The sequence below is a fragment of the Xenorhabdus mauleonii genome (assembly GCF_900113945.1).
Lineage (GTDB): Bacteria > Pseudomonadota > Gammaproteobacteria > Enterobacterales > Enterobacteriaceae > Xenorhabdus > Xenorhabdus mauleonii.
In genome coordinates this window covers 216,800-239,714 of sequence record NZ_FORG01000005.1, presented here as the reverse complement: position 1 = coordinate 239,714, position 22,915 = coordinate 216,800, and the positions used below count along the sequence as shown (strand labels likewise).

At 43.0% G+C, this 22,915-nt stretch carries 17 protein-coding genes; 11 read left to right on the top strand and 6 right to left on the bottom strand.

Annotation, left to right across the window (positions count from 1 at the left end):
• The first annotated feature begins 493 nt into the window (after positions 1–493).
• Together pykF and BM100_RS07275 are read left to right on the top strand one after the other, a co-directional pair.
• The gene (gene pykF, locus BM100_RS07280; RefSeq protein ID WP_092509408.1) at positions 494–1,903 is read left to right on the top strand and encodes a pyruvate kinase PykF; all 1,410 of its coding nucleotides are present in this window, start codon (positions 494–496) and stop codon (positions 1,901–1,903) included.
• Positions 1,904–2,267: 364 nt separating this feature from the next.
• Positions 2,268–2,504, top strand: a complete 237-nt coding sequence (locus tag BM100_RS07275; protein WP_092509406.1) for a major outer membrane lipoprotein — start codon at positions 2,268–2,270, stop codon at positions 2,502–2,504.
• A 103-nt stretch (positions 2,505–2,607) separates the two neighbouring features.
• Here the strand turns inward: BM100_RS07275 and BM100_RS07270 are convergent, their stop codons facing one another.
• From BM100_RS07270 to ydiJ, 3 genes are all read right to left on the bottom strand, one after another.
• A complete protein-coding gene (locus tag BM100_RS07270) occupies positions 2,608–3,687 on the bottom strand; it encodes a L,D-transpeptidase family protein (protein WP_092509404.1) in 1,080 nt (359 codons plus the stop codon).
• A gap of 154 nt (positions 3,688–3,841) precedes the next feature.
• On the bottom strand, positions 3,842–4,255 hold the full coding sequence (menI, locus tag BM100_RS07265) for a 1,4-dihydroxy-2-naphthoyl-CoA hydrolase (RefSeq protein ID WP_092509402.1): 414 nt from the start codon (positions 4,253–4,255) through the stop codon (positions 3,842–3,844).
• Positions 4,252–7,323: a D-2-hydroxyglutarate dehydrogenase YdiJ gene (ydiJ, locus tag BM100_RS07260; RefSeq protein WP_092509400.1), complete on the bottom strand. Its 3,072-nt coding sequence runs from the start codon at positions 7,321–7,323 to the stop codon at positions 4,252–4,254. Before ydiJ ends, menI begins: the two co-directional genes overlap by 4 nt.
• Positions 7,324–7,528: 205 nt before the next feature.
• On the opposite strand from ydiJ, the gene ydiK reads away from it, so the two are divergent.
• The gene (gene ydiK, locus BM100_RS07255; RefSeq protein WP_092509398.1) at positions 7,529–8,638 is read left to right on the top strand and encodes an AI-2E family transporter YdiK; all 1,110 of its coding nucleotides are present in this window, start codon (positions 7,529–7,531) and stop codon (positions 8,636–8,638) included.
• Positions 8,639–9,118: 480 nt separating this feature from the next.
• Here ydiK and ppsA read toward each other — a convergent pair whose 3' ends face one another.
• Positions 9,119–11,497 (bottom strand): phosphoenolpyruvate synthase, encoded by a 2,379-nt coding sequence (gene ppsA / locus BM100_RS07250; RefSeq protein WP_092509396.1) that lies wholly within the window; start codon positions 11,495–11,497, stop codon positions 9,119–9,121.
• A 258-nt stretch (positions 11,498–11,755) separates the two neighbouring features.
• Here ppsA and ppsR point away from each other — a divergent pair, with 258 nt between their 5' ends.
• The 7 genes from ppsR (at position 11,756) to BM100_RS07215 (ending at position 20,119) form a co-directional block, all read left to right on the top strand.
• Positions 11,756–12,616: a posphoenolpyruvate synthetase regulatory kinase/phosphorylase PpsR gene (ppsR, locus tag BM100_RS07245; protein WP_420855293.1), complete on the top strand. Its 861-nt coding sequence runs from the start codon at positions 11,756–11,758 to the stop codon at positions 12,614–12,616.
• 158 nt (positions 12,617–12,774) lie between these two features.
• On the top strand, positions 12,775–13,821 hold the full coding sequence (locus tag BM100_RS07240; protein ID WP_092509394.1) for a 3-deoxy-7-phosphoheptulonate synthase: 1,047 nt from the start codon (positions 12,775–12,777) through the stop codon (positions 13,819–13,821).
• Between the two features lie 474 nt (positions 13,822–14,295).
• Positions 14,296–16,362, top strand: coding sequence for a TonB-dependent hemoglobin/transferrin/lactoferrin family receptor (locus BM100_RS07235; protein WP_092509392.1), 2,067 nt, complete (start codon positions 14,296–14,298; stop codon positions 16,360–16,362).
• Between the two features lie 76 nt (positions 16,363–16,438).
• Positions 16,439–17,512 carry a hemin-degrading factor gene (locus BM100_RS07230; RefSeq protein WP_092509390.1) on the top strand — a complete coding sequence of 358 codons (1,074 nt, stop codon included), beginning with the start codon at positions 16,439–16,441 and terminating at the stop codon, positions 17,510–17,512.
• A complete protein-coding gene (locus BM100_RS07225) occupies positions 17,509–18,327 on the top strand; it encodes a heme/hemin ABC transporter substrate-binding protein (protein WP_092509388.1) in 819 nt (272 codons plus the stop codon). The genes BM100_RS07230 and BM100_RS07225 overlap by 4 nt, the downstream gene beginning before the upstream one ends.
• Positions 18,324–19,325, top strand: coding sequence for a FecCD family ABC transporter permease (locus BM100_RS07220; protein WP_092509386.1), 1,002 nt, complete (start codon positions 18,324–18,326; stop codon positions 19,323–19,325). Before BM100_RS07225 ends, BM100_RS07220 begins: the two co-directional genes overlap by 4 nt.
• A complete protein-coding gene (locus BM100_RS07215) occupies positions 19,325–20,119 on the top strand; it encodes a heme ABC transporter ATP-binding protein (protein ID WP_092509384.1) in 795 nt (264 codons plus the stop codon). Before BM100_RS07220 ends, BM100_RS07215 begins: the two co-directional genes overlap by 1 nt.
• A gap of 225 nt (positions 20,120–20,344) precedes the next feature.
• On the opposite strand, the gene BM100_RS07210 is transcribed toward BM100_RS07215, so the two are convergent.
• Entirely contained in the window at positions 20,345–20,965 is a 621-nt protein-coding gene (locus BM100_RS07210) for a hypothetical protein (RefSeq protein ID WP_092509382.1), read from the bottom strand.
• 257 nt (positions 20,966–21,222) lie between these two features.
• Between BM100_RS07210 and BM100_RS07205 the strand changes: the two genes are divergently transcribed.
• Positions 21,223–21,588: a helix-turn-helix domain-containing protein gene (locus BM100_RS07205; protein WP_092509380.1), complete on the top strand. Its 366-nt coding sequence runs from the start codon at positions 21,223–21,225 to the stop codon at positions 21,586–21,588.
• A gap of 265 nt (positions 21,589–21,853) precedes the next feature.
• Here BM100_RS07205 and lplA read toward each other — a convergent pair whose 3' ends face one another.
• A complete protein-coding gene (gene lplA, locus BM100_RS07200) occupies positions 21,854–22,870 on the bottom strand; it encodes a lipoate--protein ligase (RefSeq protein ID WP_092509378.1) in 1,017 nt (338 codons plus the stop codon).
• Positions 22,871–22,915 lie beyond the last annotated feature (45 nt).

Below are 22,915 nucleotides of genomic sequence, written 5' to 3'. Positions count from 1 at the left end.
CTGCTCTTATTCTTATTTTTTTCTGCTTACTTGTTTTCTCATTGCCACTGTTTCTATTCTCTGCTCATCTCCTTAAACTAAATGTTCTCTAACCCAATTTTTTACTAAAAATTCAACTACTTTCTGTTTGCGCAACAACTCTCTGATTTCTTTAACATGAACTGAACTATTGTCCCTTTTCCTCGTATAAATCTTTTCAAGAACCATTTTTTTGATTCATTTCACAGAAATTAGTCTCTATAATACGTCCCTATCATAAGTTGAATGGTTTCAGCCAATTGATTTACCGAACTCAGAAAAAACCACAGATAATTAATTGCTTCCAGTCCGCATACCTGCGCATGTTTGGCTGTACGCTAAAAAACCATTTGACGCGTTCTGCCATCCTTTTCCATTATGTTGCGCAACTTACAATACCAGGCGATTGTTGGCATAAATGTCAATGGTTGGCGATTCACTCTTTTAATCCATTAAAACCAGTAGATAGATTGTCATGAAAAAAACCAAAATTGTTTGTACTATCGGGCCAAAAACAGAATCCGAAGAGAAATTGACGGAGCTGCTCAATGCAGGCATGAACGTAATGCGCCTGAATTTTTCTCACGGTGACTACGAAGAGCATGGTCAGCGTATTAAAAATATTCGCGCAGTCACAGCGAAAACTGGCAAAAAAGCAGCAATCCTACTGGATACTAAAGGCCCTGAAATCCGCACCATGAAACTGGAAGGCGGCAATGATGTATCCCTTACTGCAGGCCAGACTTTCACTTTTACAACAGATAAATCTGTCATCGGCAATCAAGAACGTGTGGCCGTGACTTATGCTGGATTACCGGCTGATCTGACTCCAGGTAACACTGTCCTTGTTGATGATGGCCTGATCGCCATGAAAGTTAAACAAGTCACTGAAACTGAAGTCATCTGCGAAGTATTGAACAATGGAGACTTGGGCGAAAATAAAGGTGTTAACCTGCCAAATGTTTCCATCAACCTCCCTGCACTGGCAGAGAAAGATAAACAAGATCTGATTTTCGGTTGCGAACAAGGCGTAGACTTCATCGCTGCATCTTTCATCCGTAAACGTGCCGATGTACTGGAAATCCGTGAGCACCTTAAAGCACACGGCGGCGAGCATATCCAAATTATCTCTAAAATTGAAAACCAGGAAGGTTTGAATAACTTCGATGAAATTCTCGAATCATCAGACGGTATCATGGTTGCCCGTGGTGATCTGGGTGTCGAAATTCCTGTAGAAGAAGTTATCTTCGCACAGAAAATGATGATCGAAAAATGTAATGCGGCACGTAAGGTTGTGATTACTGCAACTCAAATGCTGGATTCCATGATTAAAAACCCACGCCCTACCCGCGCTGAAGCCGGCGATGTTGCCAATGCCATTTTGGATGGCACAGATGCGGTTATGCTTTCTGGTGAAAGTGCTAAAGGGAAATATCCTATTGAAGCGGTTTCTATCATGGCAACTATCTGTGAACGTACAGATCGCGTTATGAATAGCCGGATTGAAAGTACTAAAACCCAGAAATTGCGTGTTACCGAAGCGGTCAGCCGTGGTGCTGTTGAAATCGCAGAAAAACTGGAAGCCCCATTGATTGTTGTGGCAACCTATGGCGGCAAGTCTGCAAGATCTATCCGTAAATATTTCCCTAACGCACCAATTCTGGCTCTGACCACAAATGAAATCACCGCTCGCCAATTGTTGTTGGTTAAAGGTGTTTCTACTCAGATCGTCAAAGAAATTGCTTCTACTGATGATTTTTACCGTATTGGTAAAGAAGCCGCTCTGGCAAGTGGTATGGCGCATAAAGGTGAAGTCGTCGTAATGGTATCCGGTGCGCTGGTACCAAGCGGCACAACAAATACCTCTTCTGTTCACGTGCTTTAATTCTTTGTTATTCATTTTTTGAAATCATAAATAACGTGCTGCCTAATCTTAGGCGGCACGTTAATCGTGACATAATATTAACATCCATAAAACAGAAGAAAATTTGAAGTTCTTATATTTTCTATTATGTGTCATTTTTGCAATAAATTTGGTGAGATATAGGCGATTACATTAGATTGTTTTCTCAATTTTTAAATAAACTAAAAATCTCTATTTTATTATCACTATCCAAAATTTATTGGATTATTCTGAGATATAGAACGGTAAAATTTTTTTTGTAGCAAAAATTTATTCTCTTTCTAAAATAGTTTGTGTAATACTTAGAAAGCTACTTGGAGATTAACTTAATCTAGAGGGTATTGTAATGAATCGTACTAAAGTTGTATTTGGTGCAGTAATTCTGGCTTCTACTCTGTTAGCTGGTTGTTCGAGCGCGACTAAAGTTGAACAGCTCGCTTCTCAGGTTCAAACTCTGGGTTCTAAAGTTGACCAGCTGAGCAATGACCTCAGTTCTATCCGTTCTGATGTACAATCAGCTAAAGACGAAGCAGCTCGTGCAAATCAACGCCTTAATAACCAAGTCCGTTCATACAAGAAATAAGCTTGTACTAATAAAAAAATGGCGTACTCACTGTACGCCATTTTTATTTATCTCTCCCGGTTCTCCAGCAAAAATGACTGTTTCCCGTTCTTCCTCACAACCGCTAAATGTTCGGTTGATAGATTGGCTCTGGCTGATGCAATGACGGCACTTCTGCTGGCTTAATCTCAGAAGTGGCTTCTTCGCTATTTTCAGCAGATCCTGTTTTAACAGGTGCTGAAGCGTTCAATTCTTTCTGATTGGCTGGAGCTTGGCCTTTATTTACCTCTACTGGCATGCCTGAGCGACGATTAATCGCCTGATCGACGATAAATTCGTCTGTGGCAGGGTTATCAATAAACTCAACCAACCCCGTAGAACGCGTAATTGGCATCAACTGTGGATCATCTGACTCAGTCTTCGACAGTGGCTGATGCACTTCCACATAACGTTTGCCATCCGGCTCCACGGCATATTTTACCGGTTCATTGATGATCTGCACACGCGTTCCTTTTGGCACTGTACGGAACAAATCTTCAATGTCATCAGGCCGCAAACGAATACAACCTGAACTGACACGCATGCCAATGCCGAAATTTGCATTTGTACCGTGGATCAGATATTCGCCATGTCCGGCAGCCAAACGTAACGCAAAGTCTCCCATTGGGTTATCTGGCCCAGCGGGTACAACCGTAGGCAGAGTAATTCCCCGACTGGCATAATCTTTGCGAATATTGGCAGTCGGAGTCCATGTTGGATGCTTGATTAACTGACTGACCGATGTTGTCATCGTTGGCGTATTACGCCCAAGTTGCCCTATGCCAATAGGATATACGATGACATGGTTTGTCTCTTTAGGATAATAATAGAGCCTAAGTTCAGCCAGATTGATGACAATTCCCTGACGCGGTGCATCTGGAAGTAACATTTGTGATGGAATAATCAGCTCAGTGCCAGTTTTCGGTAAATAGGGATCCACCCCAGGGTTGGCTTCCAACATTGCCAATAAGCCTATCTGGTGCTTCGCTGCTATAAATTCCAACGGGACGTTGTCATCGGACACAGTATAGGTACTGTTTTCACCAACAAGACGGCTATTGGCAGGTGGTAATGGATACTCGATAGCATGGGCGATATTAGCCAATCCACTTAAAGATAACATGCCAATCAAGCACATGCCGACAATAGTTAAAAATCGCTTCATACATGCTTCCTGAAATTATACTTGAATGTCTGTGGTTAACTAATAGACTATTTTGCGGGACTATTCTATCTTATTCGCGGGAAACGGTGCCAGTTTGTTCCTGCCATCCAAAGGCAGGAACAAAAACATAATGAGACGGCTTAATCGGATAACACTAAGATAATATAGCCGTTGTCAGACGGGATGTGCAGCATAATTGTTGTTGTTCATTATAGATATCAATCTGCCAAACCTGATGTGAGCGGCCAAGATGAATAGGCTTACAGAGGCCTCTAACCGTACCTTCACGGACAGATTTCAGATGGTTAGCATTGATTTCAACCCCTACCACTTTCTGCTCACCTTCGGAACAAAGATACCCAGCAAACGAACCAAGTGTTTCAGCCAAGACTACAGATGCCCCACCATGCAAAATGCCAAACGGTTGTTTAGTCCGCTCATCAACAGGCATTGTTGCTTCAATAAAATCATCGCCAATCTGGGTAAACTCTATCCCTACATGCGTTACCATACTTTTACGATTCATTCCATTAAGTGAATCCACATCTATCTTACGTTTCCAAATCACGGCACTATCTCCAATAAGGCTTGCAATGGGTGTTTAATTGATTTTCCTTCTATGCGTTTCACCTGACTGCGGCATGAATATCCCGTACTCAGACAATTATCCACAGAGAGATTGTCTAACGCCGGAGCCCATGAAAGTTTGTAGATGCCGAGTGAATTTTTCAGATTTTTCTTTTCATGACCATATGTACCGGCCATGCCGCAGCATCCCACATTAATATTGTTTAACTGATGGCCGAAATAACGAAAAATATCAGCCCATTGTTTGCCACTGTTAGGCAGTGACGTTACTTCAGTACAGTGCCCCAATAAATACCAATCATGGCTGGATGTTGAATCAGCATGTTTTCCTTGGGGAAATTTGTCCTGCAAAATATCCATTAGCCACTCGTGTACCAACTGAACGTTAAAATTCCCCCTCCGTTCGCCAAGCGCCTCTTTATATTCATCTCGGTAGCACAGCACCAAAGCAGGATCAACACCGACCATCGGAATATCCAGCCGCGAAACCCGATTGAGAAACTCAGCCGTTTTATTGGCTGTTTTGGCAAACCGATTCAGGAAACCTTTAACATGCTGGGCTTTCCCATTGGGCGAAAATGGCAGTAAAACCGGCTTATATCCCAATTTTTCAGCTAACTGCACAAAATCACTGACTACCTTCGCGTCGTGGTAACTTGTGAAAGGATCTTGCACAATCAAGACATGCTGATCGCGCTGGGATGATGGCAAAGTTTCCAACTGCTCCAGCGTTGTCCTTGCGGCATAGTGGCCTACAAGCTGTTGTTGCAATGTTGGATAAGAAAGCAATGGCAAATCAACCATGCCAATCGTGCCCTGGCTAATTTTTTGCACCCACGGCTGTTTTAGGAAAAAGTTAAATACCCGCGGAGCCTTTGCCATTAATGGTGTGCTGTGTTCAACATTTGCAACTATATGATCGTGCAATGGACGCATATAACGGCTGTGATAAAGTGCCAGAAAACGTGCACGGAATGAAGGTACGTCAATCTTGATTGGACATTGGGTTGAACAAGCCTTACAAGCCAAACAACCCGACATGGCTTCTTTCACTTCATGTGAAAAATCATATTCTCCTTTCCATGCCCGCCAGCTATAGCGTGTTTTTTCAATCAACCCTCGCAAGCTGGGGCGTTCCTGTTCCAGCCCTGACTCCAATAATTTTGGCTCAACCCCCTGCTCTGTTAGAAGCCGCAGCCATTCCCGGACAAGAGTTGCCCGCCCTTTGGGTGAATGAATACGGTGTTGGCTGATTTTCATGGATGGGCACATTGGGCTTTTGACATCAAAATTGAAGCACAAGCCATTCCCGTTGCATTCCATCGCGCCGCGAAATGTTTTTCTTACATTCACAGGAATTGTGCGATCGTAAGTTCCACGCTTGATGTCATCGACTCTCATCATCGGGGCATCAATTCCAATGGGTGGACAGATTTTCCCCGGATTCAACCGATTAAGGGGATCAAATGCTGTTTTTATTCGACGCAACTCATTATAGAGAATATCGCCAAAAAACGCCGAACTGTATTCCGCCCTGAAACCCTTGCCATGTTCACCCCATAACAAACCACCATATTTGGCTGTTAGACGGACAATTTCATCAGAAATCTGTTTCATCAGAATTTCTTGCTGAGGATCGCACATATCCAGTGCCGGACGTACATGCAAAACACCCGCATCAACATGCCCAAACATACCGTAATCAAGTTGATAGCTATCCAAGAGCTGGCGGAACTCCGCTATATAATCGGCAAGGTGTTGTGGCGGAACACAGGTATCTTCAACAAACGGGATAGGTTTGGCGGCTCCTTTACTGTTGCCAAGTAATCCAACAGATTTTTTCCGCATGGCATAAATGCGTTCAATGTCCGCCAAATCATGGCATGTTTGATAGCCAATGATCCCCGCTTCATTTTTTTCCATCAATTCATCAAGACGCAAACAAAGATGCTGTACCTGCTGATCAATTTGCTGTACATCATTGCCGCTGAATTCGACAATATTCAACCCTTGCATATCCTTATCGGGCACATCCGTAATTAATTCTTTCACTGAATGCCAAATAATATCTTCGCGTGCCAGATTGAGAACCTTAGAATCCACCGTCTCTACCGAAAGTGCCTTGGCTTCCACCATAAAAGAGGCATTGCGTAAAGCTGAATCAAAGGAATCATATTTGACATTCACCAGCCTCCTGACTTTTGGCAGCGGCGTAATATCCAAAGTCGCTTCCGTAATAAAAGCCAAAGTGCCTTCAGAGCCGGTTAAAATCCTGGTCAGATCGAATGATTGCATATCATCGCTAAACACATGACGCAAATCGTACCCGGTCAGGAATCGATTGAGCTTAGGGAATTTCTCAATAATTAATTTTCGTTGTTCACGGCATCGTTCCAATACCGTTTTATAGACACGCCCTATCGTTGTATCTTCTTTGGCAATCGATTCCGCTAATGCTGTGTCCATCGAGCGGGTATCAAACATTTCCCCGCCCAATAAAACAGCCCGCACACCCAGTACATGATCGGAGGTTTTACCATAAACCAGAGAACCCTGACCGGAAGCATCTGTATTGATCATCCCTCCCAGAGTGGCACGATTGCTGGTCGAGAGTTCAGGAGAGAAGAAATAACCATAAGGTTTTAGATATTGATTGAGTTGATCTTTGATAACACCCGCTTCAACCTTAACCCATCCCTGTTCTGGGTTGATCTCCAGAATACGCTTCATGTAGCGGGACATATCCACCACAATGCCATTATTGAGTGATTGCCCATTTGTACCTGTTCCCCCACCACGTGGAGTAAAATTCAAGGCATGGAAACGCGTTTCTCCGGCAACCCTTGCCAGCAGTGCGACATCAGCGCTGGAACGAGGAAACACAATCGCCTGTGGCAATAGTTGATAAATACTGTTATCTGTTGACATCGTCAGCCTATCGGCATAGCTGCTGGCGGTGTCTCCAGTAAAACCAGCTTCTTTCAGTGCAGTCAAATAATCCTGCGTCAGTTCACTGACATGGGGGGCTTGGGATATACGTGGGATCATTGGCAGGTTGCCCCTTTTGTAATTAGTATCCACATTGCTTTATTTATATACTATCTTCGATAATGTTACTCAGACAACTTTCCGAGCAGGCAGGCTTTAAACCATATCACATATTTATCAATTTTGAGCCATTGGGGAAATAACGTATAGTTAATTACCATTGGTACTGCCAACAGTGTATTTAATTTAAACGAGAAATTATTTCATGGAAAAATCGCAATCACACCTAGACTTGCCCAAACTATTATTTGCATTATTTTTCATTTTATTGCTCATCACGACCAGTTTTTGGGTCTTAAGCCCCTTTATTTTTGGCTTTATTTGGGCAGGAATGGTTGTCATTGCCACTTGGCCACTATTAGAAAAATTACAGCAACGCTTATGGGGAAGACGGTGGATAGCTGTCACCATTATGACTTTATTATTAGTCTTACTATTTGTTATTCCTATAGCGTTATTGGTCGGTAGTTTGGTAGAAAACAGTGCTCCTTTGATTGCATGGGCAAAGTCCCCTTCTGCAATTCAATTACCACACCTGGAATGGTTAAACCGTGTTCCTGTCGTTGGTGAAGATCTATATCTTAAATGGCAAGCCCTGATTGCTGATGGCAGTAACATACTCCTCAATAAAATCCCGCCTTATATTGGCAAAGCGACGACATGGTTTCTTACTCAAGCCGTCAATGCAGGTCGTTTCCTTTTCCATTTAGCACTGATGGTCGTATTCAGTGTCTTGCTCTATTGGAAAGGCGAACAGGTTATGTTGAGCATCCGCCATTTTGCTGTCCGATTGGCTGATAAACGTGGTGATGCCGTAGTATTGCTGGCAGCGAAATCCATCCGTGCTGTGGCCCTTGGCATTGTTGTCACGGCACTGGTACAGGCCATTGCTGGCGGTGTCGGGTTGGCCATCGCCGGCATTCCTTACCCAATGCTACTGACAGTACTGATGTTTGTTTGCTGTGTTGCCCAACTTGGGCCTCTGTTGGTTCTCATTCCCTCTATCGCTTGGCTTTACTGGACAGGGGATACAACTTGGGGAACCATTTTGGTTGTCTGGAGTGTAATTCTGACCACAATGGATGGTGTGCTGCGGCCTTTCCTGATCCGTCTCGGTGCTGACCTGCCCATGATTCTGATTCTCACAGGTGTTATCGGTGGCATACTTTCACTGGGCGTTATCGGATTATTTATTGGCCCAGTTGTTCTGGCAGTTTCCTACAGCTTACTGCTGGCATGGATGAATGAAGTTCCCAAGCCTGAGAAAATTACACTCACCCCCGAAAAACATTTTAGTAAAAAGAATGTAAAATAACCAAATAGCTGCGCGAGAATATTATTTTCTTGCGCAATTATAAAATAAGTGAATGCATTTCTTGTTTCTTATTGGAAAAATAAATTCATTTCTTCTCAAAAATAACTCGCTCTTGAAAATTGCTGCAAAAAAGTCGTTTTCTTAAAATTTCTTTTTCCTGACTCTATTTATTAAGAGGATTCTTAAAGAATAAACTCTCTTATTAAATTAATATTCCTTTCATCGAAACGAATGTTTCCCAGTGAATTGCTATCACAGCCTATAACGCCATAGGCTGTGTGTACCAAGTAATACATATATTGCTGTGTGTAGTCTTTGCCTGTCAGCCCATGATAGGCTTTTTTTTTTGGAATTTTTCTACCTTTGTTTTTTCCTGCCTTAGTTTTCTGTAATTAAGCATCCCTGTTAAAAAGTATTCTATTATACAAAATATAAAAGCCTGCAAATATTTTAACAGGCTTTTATTAGAGTTATATTCCGTTAGTTATTCCCAGCCAAAGAAATCCAAGTTTTCACTACGGTATCAGGATTCAACGATAAACTGTCAATTCCTTCTTTCATTAACCACTCAGCAAAGTCTTCGTGATCCGAAGGACCTTGACCGCAGATACCAACATATTTTCCCTGACGTTTAGCTGCCTGAATTGCCATGGAAAGTAATTGCTTCACTGCGTCATTGCGTTCATCGAACAATTCAGAAACGACACCGGAATCACGGTCTAATCCTAAGGCCAATTGTGTCATGTCATTTGAGCCAATTGAAAAACCATCAAAATGCGCGAGGAATTGATCGGCCAAAAGTGCATTTGATGGGATCTCACACATCATGATAACTTTCAGACCGTTTTCACCGCGCTTCAACCCCTGAGATGCCAGTTCGGCTACAACAGCTTCAGCCTGAGCGACAGTACGTACAAATGGGATCATGATTTCAACATTGGTTAATCCCATGATATTACGCACCCGTTTGACGGCTTCGCACTCCAGAGCAAAGCACTGGCGGAAACTGTCAGAAACATAACGCCCTGCGCCACGGAAACCTAACATCGGATTTTCCTCGTGCGGCTCATACATATCCCCACCGACCAGATTCGCATATTCATTGGATTTGAAATCTGACAACCGAACAATGACACGCTTAGGCCAAAATGCTGCCGCTAACGTTGCAATCCCTTCCGTCAGACGGCCGACATAAAATTCAACCGGGTCATCATAACCCACCATCAATGACGTAATCTGCTCTTGCAATTCAGGAGACTGCTGGGAAAATTCGAGCAAGGCACGAGGGTGAACACCAATCATTCGATTAATGATAAATTCCAAACGAGCCAGACCTACTCCTTCATTCGGCAGACAAGCGAAATCAAATGCACGATCGGGATTTCCCACATTCATCATGATCTTGACATCGAGTTTTGGCAATTCATCAACCTGAGAACTTTGGACACTGAAATCCAATTTATTCTGGTAAACAAACCCTGTATCACCTTCCGAACAAGATACGGTCACCTGCTGGCCTTCTTGCAGACGTTCAGTAGCGTCGCCGCAACCAACTACAGCCGGGATCCCAAGCTCTCTGGCAATGATGGCGGCATGACAAGTACGGCCGCCACGGTTCGTGACAATTGCAGCCGCTTTTTTCATGATAGGTTCCCAATCAGGATCAGTCATGTCTGTCACCAGCACATCACCGGCCTGGATACGATCCATTTCGCTGAGATTGTGGATTACCTTCACTGTTCCAACACCGATACGATGCCCGATCGCTCGGCCTTCTACCAGGACATTACCCTGCTCATTGAGTTGGTAACGCTCCATGACCTGCTGATTTGAACGAACAGTTTCGGGGCGCGCCTGTACAATATATAGCTTGCCATTGTGCCCATCTTTCGCCCATTCAATATCCATCGGGCGGCCATAGTGTTTTTCTATCAATAAAGCCTGTCTTGCCAACGCTTCAACTTCACTATCCGTTAAAGAGAAACGATTGCGTAGCTCATCTGAAACATCTTCCGTACGTACTTGTTTTCCATGTTCTTTGCTATCCGCATAAACCATGCGTATTTTTTTAGAACCCAGATTACGGCGCACTATCGCAGGATTATTGTTTAATAATGTCGGCTTATGAACATAAAACTCATCTGGATTCACGGCCCCTTGTACAACCATCTCTCCCAAGCCATAGGCTGATGTGATAAAGACAACTTGATCAAAACCAGATTCAGTATCAATCGTGAACATCACGCCTGATGATGCCAAATCTGAACGCACCATACGTTGTATACCCGCAGAAAGCGCGACGCCACGATGGTCATATCCTTGATGCACACGGTAGGAAATAGCGCGATCATTAAATAATGATGCGAAGACATGCTTGATAGCAACCATGACCGCGTCAATGCCCTGCACATTTAAGAAAGTTTCTTGCTGTCCGGCAAAAGAGGCATCCGGCATGTCTTCTGCTGTTGCAGAAGAGCGCACTGCGAAAGAGGCCTCAGGCTCGCCTTCAGATAATTGCAGATAAGCATCACGAATATCTTTCTCAAGCTGCGCCGTAAATGGCGTATCAATCACCCACTGGCGGATTTGTGCGCCAGCCTTCGCCAATTGATTAACATCATCAACATTGGTTTCATCCAGCAACTGATAAATACGCTGGTTCACGCCACTTTGTTCCAGAAAATCATTAAATGCCTGTGCCGTTGTTGCAAAACCATTAGGAACAGACACACCAAGTTCAGCTAAATTGGTAATCATCTCGCCAAGGGAGGCGTTTTTACCACCGACTCGATTAACGTCATTCATACCTAATTGGTTATACCAGAGCACGTTGCTTAGGGTGAGGCCATTATTGGACATTAGAAACTATCCTTTTTTTACATTCAGAGGTACAAATCGGAAAAATTATCGCTGCTTTTAACAGCAGGAATAGACTAGCACATTGTTTTGCCAGAGACGGAAAGGTGAATCGATCAACCCAACAATATTATTTTTTTATAGATATAATCAAGAACACTGGTTATTCTGATAGCGTTTGTTAAAAACGATTCAGCCGATAATGCTAAAAAATCCGATTAAATACCGTTAAAATCGAACAATAAAAGAAAAGAGATGATGATGGAAGTTTATACCCCCATAACATCAGAAGATGATGCGCTGAAGCGCAGCGTATTTTTTATTTCTGATGGAACCGCAATCACTGCCGAAGTATTGGGTCATGCTGTCTTATCCCAGTTTCCAATTGCCGTTACTTCCTACACTCTACCTTTTGTCACCAACAAAGCGCGGGCAGAGGAAATTCGCGATCAAATAAACGCGATATACCAACACACACAAATCAGGCCATTAGTTTTTTATTCCATCATTTCAAATGAAGTCAAAAATATTATTACCCAAAGTGATGGTTTCTGTCAGGATATTGTTCAAACATTGGTTGCGCCGCTGCAACAAGAAATAGGTCTGGAGCCAAAGCCGGAATTACACCGGACTCATGGTTTATCTAAAAAAAACCTGGGGCAATATGACGCCCGCATTGCTGCCATTGATTATGCCCTCGCCCATGATGACGGTGTTTCATTACGCAATCTCGATCAAGCCCAAGTGATTATTCTTGGCGTATCACGCTGTGGAAAAACACCAACCAGCCTTTATCTTGCCATGCAATTTGGTATTCAAGCTGCCAACTACCCATTCACCGCCGATGATATGGATAATCTTCGGTTACCCGCAGCGTTAAAGTCTTTTCAGAATAAATTATTTGGTCTGACAATCAGTCCTGAAAGGCTTGCTGCCATTCGGGAAGAGCGGCGGGAAAATAGCCGTTACGCTTCATTGCGCCAATGCCGGGTTGAAATTGCTGAAGTGGAAGCTCTATTTCGTAAGAATCAAATTAACTATTTAAATACGACCAATTATTCTGTCGAAGAAATTTCAACCAAAATTATTGATATTATGGGGTTGAAACGCCGAATGTTCTGATTGGAAAACCCTATAAATTTCACAATAATTATTCACGATACTTTCTCGCATAAATATCATTAATTGTCTGTTGAATTTGCTGGAAGTTGAGTTATTGTGATTTCAGTCATTCCAGATACTGTTTCAATGTGAAGTAGAATTCGAGAAAGTAAAAGTATATGTACAAAACAGATGAGTTAAGAACGCACCGCATTGATAGCCTAATCACACCTAAAGCACTTGCTGAACAATATCCTGTATCAGAAAAGAGCCTGCAGAATGTGACATTGTCACGTAAGCGTATTGAATCAATTTTGGCAGGTGATGACCAACGCCTGCTTGTCATCATTGGCCCCTGCTCTATCCATGATGTTGATGCCGCCATTGACTACGCTTCCCGCCTGAGCGTTTTACGTGAAAAATACCAGCATAGTCTGGAAATTGTAATGAGAACCTATTTCGAGAAGCCGCGAACCGTGGTTGGCTGGAAAGGTTTGATTTCTGACCCAATGTTAGATGGCTCATGCCAAGTCAATAAAGGCATCTCTCTTGCTCGTAAGCTATTGATTGATATTAATGAGTTGGGTGTACCTACTGCGACAGAATTTCTGGACATGGTGACAGGTCAATACATTGCCGATTTAATTAGTTGGGGGGCGATTGGAGCCAGAACCACCGAAAGCCAGATTCATCGGGAAATGGCCTCCGCCCTCTCATGCCCTGTAGGTTTTAAAAATGGCACGGATGGCAATACACTCATCGCCATTGACGCTATACGCGCCGCACGTGCCAAACACATGTTCTTGTCTCCTGATAAGAATGGTCAAATGACCATTTATCAAACCAACGGGAACCCCTACGGCCATATTATTATGCGTGGCGGGAAAAAACCGAATTACGGTGCTGAAGATATTGCAGAAACTTGCCATAAATTACGCGAACAGCATTTGCCAGAACGTCTGATTGTTGATTGCAGCCATGCTAATTGCCAGAAAATCCACCGCCGTCAACTGGATATTGCCAGGGATATCAGTGAACAAATTAAAGCTGGTTCCACTGCCATTGCCGGTGTTATGGCTGAAAGCTTCTTGGTTGAAGGAACACAAAAAGTGATCCACGGAGAGCCCTTAACTTACGGGCAATCCATCACTGATCCATGCCTTGGCTGGCAAGATACGGAACAATTTATCAGTATTCTTGCAGATGCCATCGAAAGCCGTTCCTGAATCCTTTCTTTATTCTGGCTCCTATTTCCCCATAGGAGCCAGCCAATATCAAAAATAAAACACCTAAAATCAGTCAATTAATACATAATTTTAGGTATAGAAAAAAATAGCTTGAAGTTAGTCTTTGTTGAAACGATAATTATTCTCAATATTAGAATAATTACTGTTCACTTTTGGTATGGAAAAATTAGAGCATTACCCATTCAATTACATTAATTCTCTACAACAGCAGACTCATCCTGATCTATTCAGCATCACTGCGGCAAGCAATTGCATCAGTAGTCAGCCATTTCTGGGGAAATTGTATGCAATGAAGACTTGCTGCCAAAACAAATTTTTCCAGTATATCCGACCAAACTCAGCAAATTTATTCTGACACACTCAAAAACCAGTAAGCCTGCCCGTTGAATATCAGCGAGCTACCTGACTATTTGTGTTGATTAAAATGCCGTTTCAACATGGAGATTGACTTACATGACCCGAATTAAATCGCCAAACCTAAAGCTGTCTACATTAACAGTAGTCATCTTCGCAAGTTTAGCTTCTGCGAATGCGGCGACAATACCTTCCGAGCCAGCACATACCAAAACGACGCATGCCGAAAAAGGCAAATCATCTGGGGACACAATAACTGTGTATGCCACAGGCAATCAACGTGACAGTTTTGAAGCTCCAATGATGGTGACGGTCATTGAAAACAATTCTGCCAATAGTCGAGTTGCAGGCAGTGCAAATGATTTGCTGCGTAATATTCCGGGTATTCATATTTCTGGCACTGAACGTGCCAATGGGCAGGACATCAGTCTGCGCGGCTATTCTAAAAGTGGTGTTTTGACGCTTGTTGATGGTATTCGACAAGGAACGGATACCGGACACCTTAATGGTGTATTCCTCGATCCTGCCTTAATTAAACAAACTGAAGTCGTTCGCGGCCCGTCTGCCTTATTATATGGCAGCGGCGCCCTGGGAGGTGTTATCGCCTATCAGACAGTCGATGCCGCCGATTTGTTGGAAGACGGCCAAAATGCGGGTTTCCGTGTATTTAATCGTGCCGGAAGCGGCGACCATAGCCTCGGATTTGGTGGTTCTGCATTTGGCAGAACAGAACAATTTGATGGTTTATTGTCATTTGCTACCCGGGATGTCGGTAATATTCGGTATGGCGGCGGGTTACAAGGCCGTAATGATGAAAGCATCGGTAATATTCTGACCAAGGGCTCTTGGAAAATAACTGACAGCCAAACACTCAGCGGCAATTTGCGTTATTATCGCAATGAAGCGCATGAACCCAAAAATCCTCAGGACATCACTTACCTCAATGATAGTCAACGGACAGACCGTACTACAGCACAGCGTGATGCCCAGTTGACTTATCAATTTAACCCTTCAAATTACAGTTGGTTAAATCTCAGGGCTGATACCTATTATTCTGACATTAATATTAATGCCAAAACCAAAAATAATGGCTTTGAAGGCCGAAAACAAGAAACTTATGGTTTGAAATTAGAAAACCGCTCCCATTTTGGGGTGAATACTTTTGCCGCCCACCAATTGACTTACGGCGGTGAAACTTACAAACAGAAACAAAAACCGAGTGGCAATACAGAGAGTTTCCCTAATGCCGATATTCGTTTTGCATCTGGTTGGCTTCAAGATGAAATCACCCTGCGTGATTTGCCTGTTTCATTGATTGCAGGCACCCGCTACGACAATTACAAAGCTTCAAATAGCAAATATAACGATATCAGTGCCGATAAGTGGTCATCAAAAGGTGCTATCAGCATAACTCCGACAGATTGGTCGATGTTGTTTGCTTCCTATTCTCAGGCATTCCGTGCGCCAACTATGGGAGAAATGTATAACGATTCAAAACATTTTTATATACCTCCTAAAGAAGATCGCCCAGGACTCACTAACTATTGGAAACCAAACCCTAATTTACGTCCTGAAAGCAATGAGACGCTGGAATATGGCTTCGGACTGCGTTTTGATGATCTTTTCGCTAACAATGATGGACTGAAATTCAAAGCCAGTTATTTTGATACCAAGGCGAAAGATTACATCTCTGCCACAGTAACGCCTGACATGAGATTCACCACATCATTCAATATTCCTAAAGCCAAAATCTGGGGTTGGGATGTCTCTATGACATATAATTCGGACCTATTCATTTGGGATCTCGCCTATAACCGTACCACCGGCAAAAACGATGAAACCGGCGAATCTATAGATGCACTTAGCCCAGATTCCTTCACCAGTACTTTAGATATTCCTCTGTCCAGAAGCGGTTTTTCCATTGGGTGGATCGGTAAATTTACTCAGGGCACTAATTTTAAAGGAAAAAATGGGCAGAGAAATTCTACTCAATACGCAGGTTATGGTGTCAATGATTTCTATGTCAGCTATCACGGTGAAGACGCACTAAAAGGATTAACTACCTCTGTCGTATTGGCTAACGCCTTTGATAAAGAATATTACTCATCACAGGGAGCACCGCAGAATGGCCGCAGCGCTAAACTGTTTGTCAGCTACCAGTGGTAAAAATAGCAGCACCTCAATAAGATTACTTTAAGACTAAATTTATTTTTAACGCAGTGTTTTTAAGGAGCTAGTAACTGTGACTCAATCACTTTATGAACGTTACCAACAAGCCAAAGCAGATAACAAAGCTAAATACGCACGTGATCTGGCTGCTTACCTCAATGTCAGCGAAGGAGAGTTATTGCATAGCCGTGTCGGCATTGATGCAAAACGTCTGAACGTTGATGCTCCTACCCTGCTGCAGGAATTGGCGGTTGTTGGTGAAACCAAGGCGATTACCCGTAATGATTTTGCTGTTCATGAGCACATTGGCCGTTACGAAAATACCAAATTCAGCGAACATGTCGGGTTGATCCTCAATCCTCGTGAGCTGGATCTGCGTCTGTTCTTCGATCACTGGAGCAGTGTTTTTTCTCTGGTAGAACCTGCCAAGAACGGTATGCGTCACAGCATTCAATTCTTTGATCGCCAAGGTGATGCCCTGCATAAAGTCTATACCACCAACAAAACTGATATGGCGGCATGGGACGCACTGATTGAAAAATACCAGACCGATGAAAACCCTGAGTTGGTTATCCAACCAGAAGAAGTGCCTGAACATGCTGCAATGACAGAACAACTGCAAGTTCAGTTGGATGATGAATGGCGTGCCATGACTGATGTACATCAGTTTTTCATTATGATGAAACGCCACAATCTGAACCGTCAACAAATTTTCAATGCAGTGAAAGATGATTTGGCATATCGTGTAGATAATTCAGCATTATCTCAACTTGTTGAAATAGCGCATAAAGATCAGAATGAAATTATGGTTTTCGTCGGAAACCGTGGCTGTATTCAGATTTTTACTGGCAAGCTGGAACGTTTGATGCCTTATCAGGAAGAGAATTCTGATCAGAAATGGATCAATATTTTCAATCGTCACTTCACGTTGCATCTGATTGAAAGCGCCATTGCGGAAAGTTGGGTAACCCGCAAACCAACAACTGATGGTTTCGTTACCAGCCTGGAATTGTTTGATGCTAATGGCAACCAAATCGCACAATTGTACGGCCAACGTACCGAAGGAACTTCTGAGCAGGCTCAGTGGCGTGATCAAATTAGTGCCCTGCCTAAATTACAACCAGAACAGGAAACTTGCATAGCATGAAAAAATGGCTTCTAACATTTATGCTTGCCATCTCTTCCAGTGCATTCTCTGCTGAACGCATTGTAACAATTGGTGGCGATGTGTCTGAAATTGTTTTTGCACTTGGCGAAGGACAGAATGTTGTCGCAAGGGATAGTACCAGCCTGAATCCGAAGGAATTGCTTTCTCTGCCTGATATCGGGTATATGAGAATGCTTAATTCCGAAGGAATTTTATCCATGCGCCCATCACTGGTGATTGCAAGTGAATCGGCTCAGCCTTCTCTGGCACTCAAGCAAGTCGAAGATGCCGGTGTAAAAGTCATTAAAGTGACCAGCGAAACCTCGTTAGAAGCCGTTCCTGCTAAAATCATGACCGTCGCCAAGGCGGTCAATCAGAAAAAACGTGGCGAAGAGTTAGTTGCCCAATACCGCCAGCAATTAGCTGACATCACCACGTCAGATATTCCCACCAAAGTAATCTTCATTATGAGCCACGGTGGCCTCAATCCAATGGCTGCCGGTCAACAAACAGCAGCAGATCAAATGATCCGTGCCATTGGTGCGAAAAATGCCATGCAAGGTTTTCAGGGGTATCGTCCTTTGTCCCAAGAAGGTGTCATTGCCAGCAAACCAGACTTGCTGCTGATCAGCACTGAGGGGCTAAAAACCTTAGGTGGTATTGATAAAGTCTGGCAACTTCCGGGGCTGAATTTCACACCTGCCGGTATGAAAAAGCAGGTCGTTGTTGTAGATGAAATGGGTCTGCTTGGATTTGGATTGCAGACGCCTGCCGTAATGAAAAAAGTCCGTGAAGCAGCGGAGCAAGTGCAATGAGTCGTTCTCAATCCCCCGCTATTGGCTTAATAGTACTGAGTATTCTGCTGATATTTTTAGCAATTAGTTCAGCCAATCTGGGGGCATTGCCGCTTTCTTTCAAAACTCTGTGGGAATCCTCTTTGGATGACCCACAGTGGCAAATTTGGCTAAATATCCGGTTACCAAGAATTTTATTGGCAATCCTTGTTGGGTGTGCCTTGGCTGTATCAGGCGCCATAATGCAGGGTCTGTTCCGCAATCCCCTCGCTGATCCCGGCTTATTAGGGATCAGCAGTGGCGCTGCGTTGATGGTAGCCGTAGCGATTGTTCAACCTATTACATTTTTTGCCGGTATTGCCTTATACAGCCACATTATTGCAGCCTTTATCGGCAGCCTGCTGGTTTCGCTGCTAATCTTTTCCCTTGGGAAATATAACCACGGCAGCTTGTCTAAGTTATTGCTTGCAGGTATTGCCATTAATGCACTTTGTGCATCATTTATTGGTGTTTTAAGTTATATCAGTAACGATCAGCAATTACGTCAGTTCACTATTTGGATGATGGGTTCACTGAGTCGAATTGAATGGCCAACCTTACTTATTGCTGCGTCACTTATCATCCCTGTTTGCATACTGGCCTTCAGTCAATCGCGAAAACTCAATTTACTGCAATTGGGTGATGAAGAAGCTCATTATTTAGGTGTCAATGTTCGCCGTACTAAGTATCAATTATTGTTACTCAGCGCTCTGTTGATTGGGTGTTCTGTTGCATTGACTGGGATCATTGGGTTTATCGGCTTGGTTATCCCGCATCTTGTCAGACTTCGGTTTGGTGGTGATCATACTTGGCTGCTGCCAATCTCTGCTCTTGGTGGGGCATGCCTTTTATTAACCGCCGATACACTGGCCCGTACATTAGTTTCCCCTGCTGAAATGCCAGTAGGACTTATCACTGGTTTGATCGGCGCTCCCTATTTTTTATGGCTTATCCTTAAACCATCCGGGAGACGTTTATAATGAAACCTGTTATGTCTGATAGTTTAATTGAAGCCAGAAATTTAAATTATTTCATCGGCCAACAGCAAATAATCAAAGATGTTTCACTTTCTATTCGTCAGGGTGAAGTTGTTGCGATTATTGGCCCGAATGGTGCAGGAAAATCCACGCTTTTGCGGCTATTAACAGGATACAATCCTCCACACTCAGGTGAGTGTTTATTGAAAGGCATCCCTATTTCTCAGTGGCCGACTCAGCAACTGGCGCGTACGCGTGCTGTAATGAAGCAATACAGCTCTCTGTCATTTTCGTTCAGCGTAGAAGATGTTATCGCCATGGGGCGTGTTCCCCATGAAAACAGTCACAAGAAAACTGCCATTGATGAAGCTATTGCGTTGACCGAATGTGAAGAGTTGAGAAATAGGAATTACCAACAACTGTCCGGAGGGGAGCAACAACGAGTGCAACTGGCAAGGGTTTTGGCACAGCTTTGGCACCCAGAACCCACAGAATCGTGTCTGTTTTTAGATGAACCGACTTCCGCACTGGATCTTTATCATCAACAACATACATTGCGGTTAGTTCACCGACTAACACGGCAATCTCCCCTTGCCGTCTGCTGTGTGTTGCATGACTTGAATCTGGCGGCACTGTATGCCGATAAGATTATCCTGCTGCACAAAGGAAAATTAGTGGCAACAGGCACGCCACAGGATGTGTTGCGTGACGATATTCTCAAACAGTGGTATCAGGCAGATTTAGGAGTTACCCAACATCCTGAAACTCATCAACCACAAGTTTATCTCCGACAATAGAAAACAGTCACTCTTTCTCTGTTCCTCGGAACATATACTGCTGGCAGGGATTTTCAGGCCAGTAAATGAATAAAAATGGATAACGTAAAAAAGGCAAGCTTTGCAGTCCCTGCAAAATTTGCCTTAGTTTTAATTTAAACTGATTGAAAGCTAATCCACCTCAAATACAAAAAACAATCAGATCGATATTATTTGATCACATTAATTTATTGAGTCAGCTATTTTTTATTCAAGACGTTGTTTACGGGCGGAGGGTAAATACCAAAGCGTGGCGATTAAGCACAGCGAATAACCTAACATTTCACAGCCTTCTTCAACCATATTTTTGACTGCCCGATTGAAATGTTCATCCATCAATCCTTGCCATAAACTTCCCATACCAAATAGACGGGAAAACACCAGTACGCACAACAAACCACATACCATCATGGAATAACTCTGATGGCGGGTGAAATGGACAAGGCCGGAAAGAGACTGATTTCTTTTCAGACAAGCATATCCTATGCAAACCAGAGACAGTGGAATAGCAAACCATGACCATGCTCCGTGAAAGAAAACATCATCAAAATAAGCGTCTAATTCTCTAATTAAGAGACTGCTAAAAAAGCCCGCCATTAAGCACAATGCCGGACGCAGTTTTAAATTCTTTTTCGCCTCATAAAACAACAAAACAGCAATAATCAGTAAGAACAGCTCCTGAAAAATTTCAGTCAGTGAATTTTCCTGTACACCATTATGTAGGTAATTCACATCCAAAAACAGTAACCCTGTCACTCCAGCCATTACCAGTGCGTATAAAATAAAAAAAACCAGCTTGCTGGTTAAATAAGTTAAATCAGATTGCATTACAGCCTCGTTCATCATTTACAACGCGACAATAATACCACTAACGTAAAAAACTGATGAACATCTGATGCTATCACTTGTTTCATAAGAGAAAAGCAAACGCTGTATGATTTTTATTATCCTAAAATAGCACATTTTGTGTATACGATTAAAATGAAACACTTAAAATGTCTCACATAATAACTTAAGTTACTATTTGTGTTTATTGTTTACATCGCTATCTTTTCAGCAAATACCCACCTATGTGGGAGGTAGATATGTCAGAAAATGTTATCAACGATATTGTGAGATGGCTAGAAGGCCAACTTCAACGAACCGAAGGAATCAAAATAGAGACTATTGCCCATAAAAGTGGCTATTCAAAATGGCATCTACAACGCATATTTAAAGAGATGAAAGGATGTACACTGGGACAATATGTCCGTCAGCGCCGCCTTCATGAGGCAGCCAAATCTTTGCGTGAAGATAAATTGCCAATCCTGGATATTGCTTTGCAATATGGTTTCAGCTCTCAGGCTACATTTACCCGGATTTTTAAAAAACATTTTAATACTACACCGGCTAAATTTAGGGCAGATAGCCACCGGATTGAATACAATGCTTTCAGCAATTGCGAGAAATAATTGAAGAAGAAACAAATCACTGTCTTCGAACTTTCAGCTCTGCTTTTTTGTTAAAATTAACCTCAACTAACACCTGTTAGATAGACCTAAAACTGTCAGTTGAGGTTTAAAGATTCACACTTATGTAAGCTATCTTCGGGTTCTTCCATTAAGAGGCGCCACTATGACCAAGTTCCCGCATAAAATATAGGCAGATGAAAATCCCGCTATAGGACTTTCATCCGGAATTTATATGACAATTATCCCATTCAGCCTAATTTACCCTTCATTTTAATTCGCTGACCAACCAATCATGTAGTTGCTGTAATTCCGCGTCCAGGGAGGGATATAGATTTCGAATTTGATGAATGCTCTGCCCCACCGCCTCCGGCTGATACAGTACGCCAATCAGTTTTTCCGCCAATAACTCAAACGGAGTAGGTTCTAAACTATCGGTAAATATTTGGCAACGGCTGATCATGCCATGTTCAACATCAATATGTAGCTCAATTCCACCCCAGACGAACCGTGTATCCAAAGCATGACTAAACGCAGGTGCCTGACCAAAATTCCACTCCCAGCTACTTTGTTTAGCAAAAATATCACTAAAACCCGGCAGATCAGGCAAAGATTGTGGCGAAATGACTTCCGCCTCAACCGTCTCATCAAAGTATTCAAAAAATGACTCAACGATCCCCTTACAGACTGTTTCATGCGTAATACCCGGCAATAACTCGGATACATTTGTAACCCTAGAGCGTACAGATGTAATCCCTTTCGCTTGCAGCTTTTTGGGATCTGGATTGAGATAATCCGCAAGGCGATTTAGATTGGCATTAATCAGCAAAGTACCGTGATGAAACCCTCGGTCTTTAGTTTCTTTATAAGCAGAGCCGGAGATCTTGCGCTCCCCTTCCGGAGAAGATAAAACTAAATCATTACGGCCAGATGCTGTTGCATGAATTCCTGACTTTTTTAACCCTTCCAAGATGATCTGTGTGGAAACCGTTTTATTATATTCAGGTTTGCCCGCCATAAAGGTAAAACATGTATTGCCCAAATCATGAAAAACGGCGCCACCACCACTGCTACGGCGAGCCAGCTTTATACCGTCCTGCTCCATCCGCCTGGTGTTACACTCTTTCCACGGATTCTGTGCACGTCCAACAACAACAGTATTGGCGTTGCGCCACAAAAACAGAACGCGCTGATTTGGCGGCATTTGCCGAAAAATGCATTCTTCAACAGCGAGATTAAACCAAGGATCGTGAGAGTCTGACAGCAACAGACGTAATGTGGACATATTTAGCTCCAGCAAAGAAAAACGTAAGTGATAACTGCAATTTAT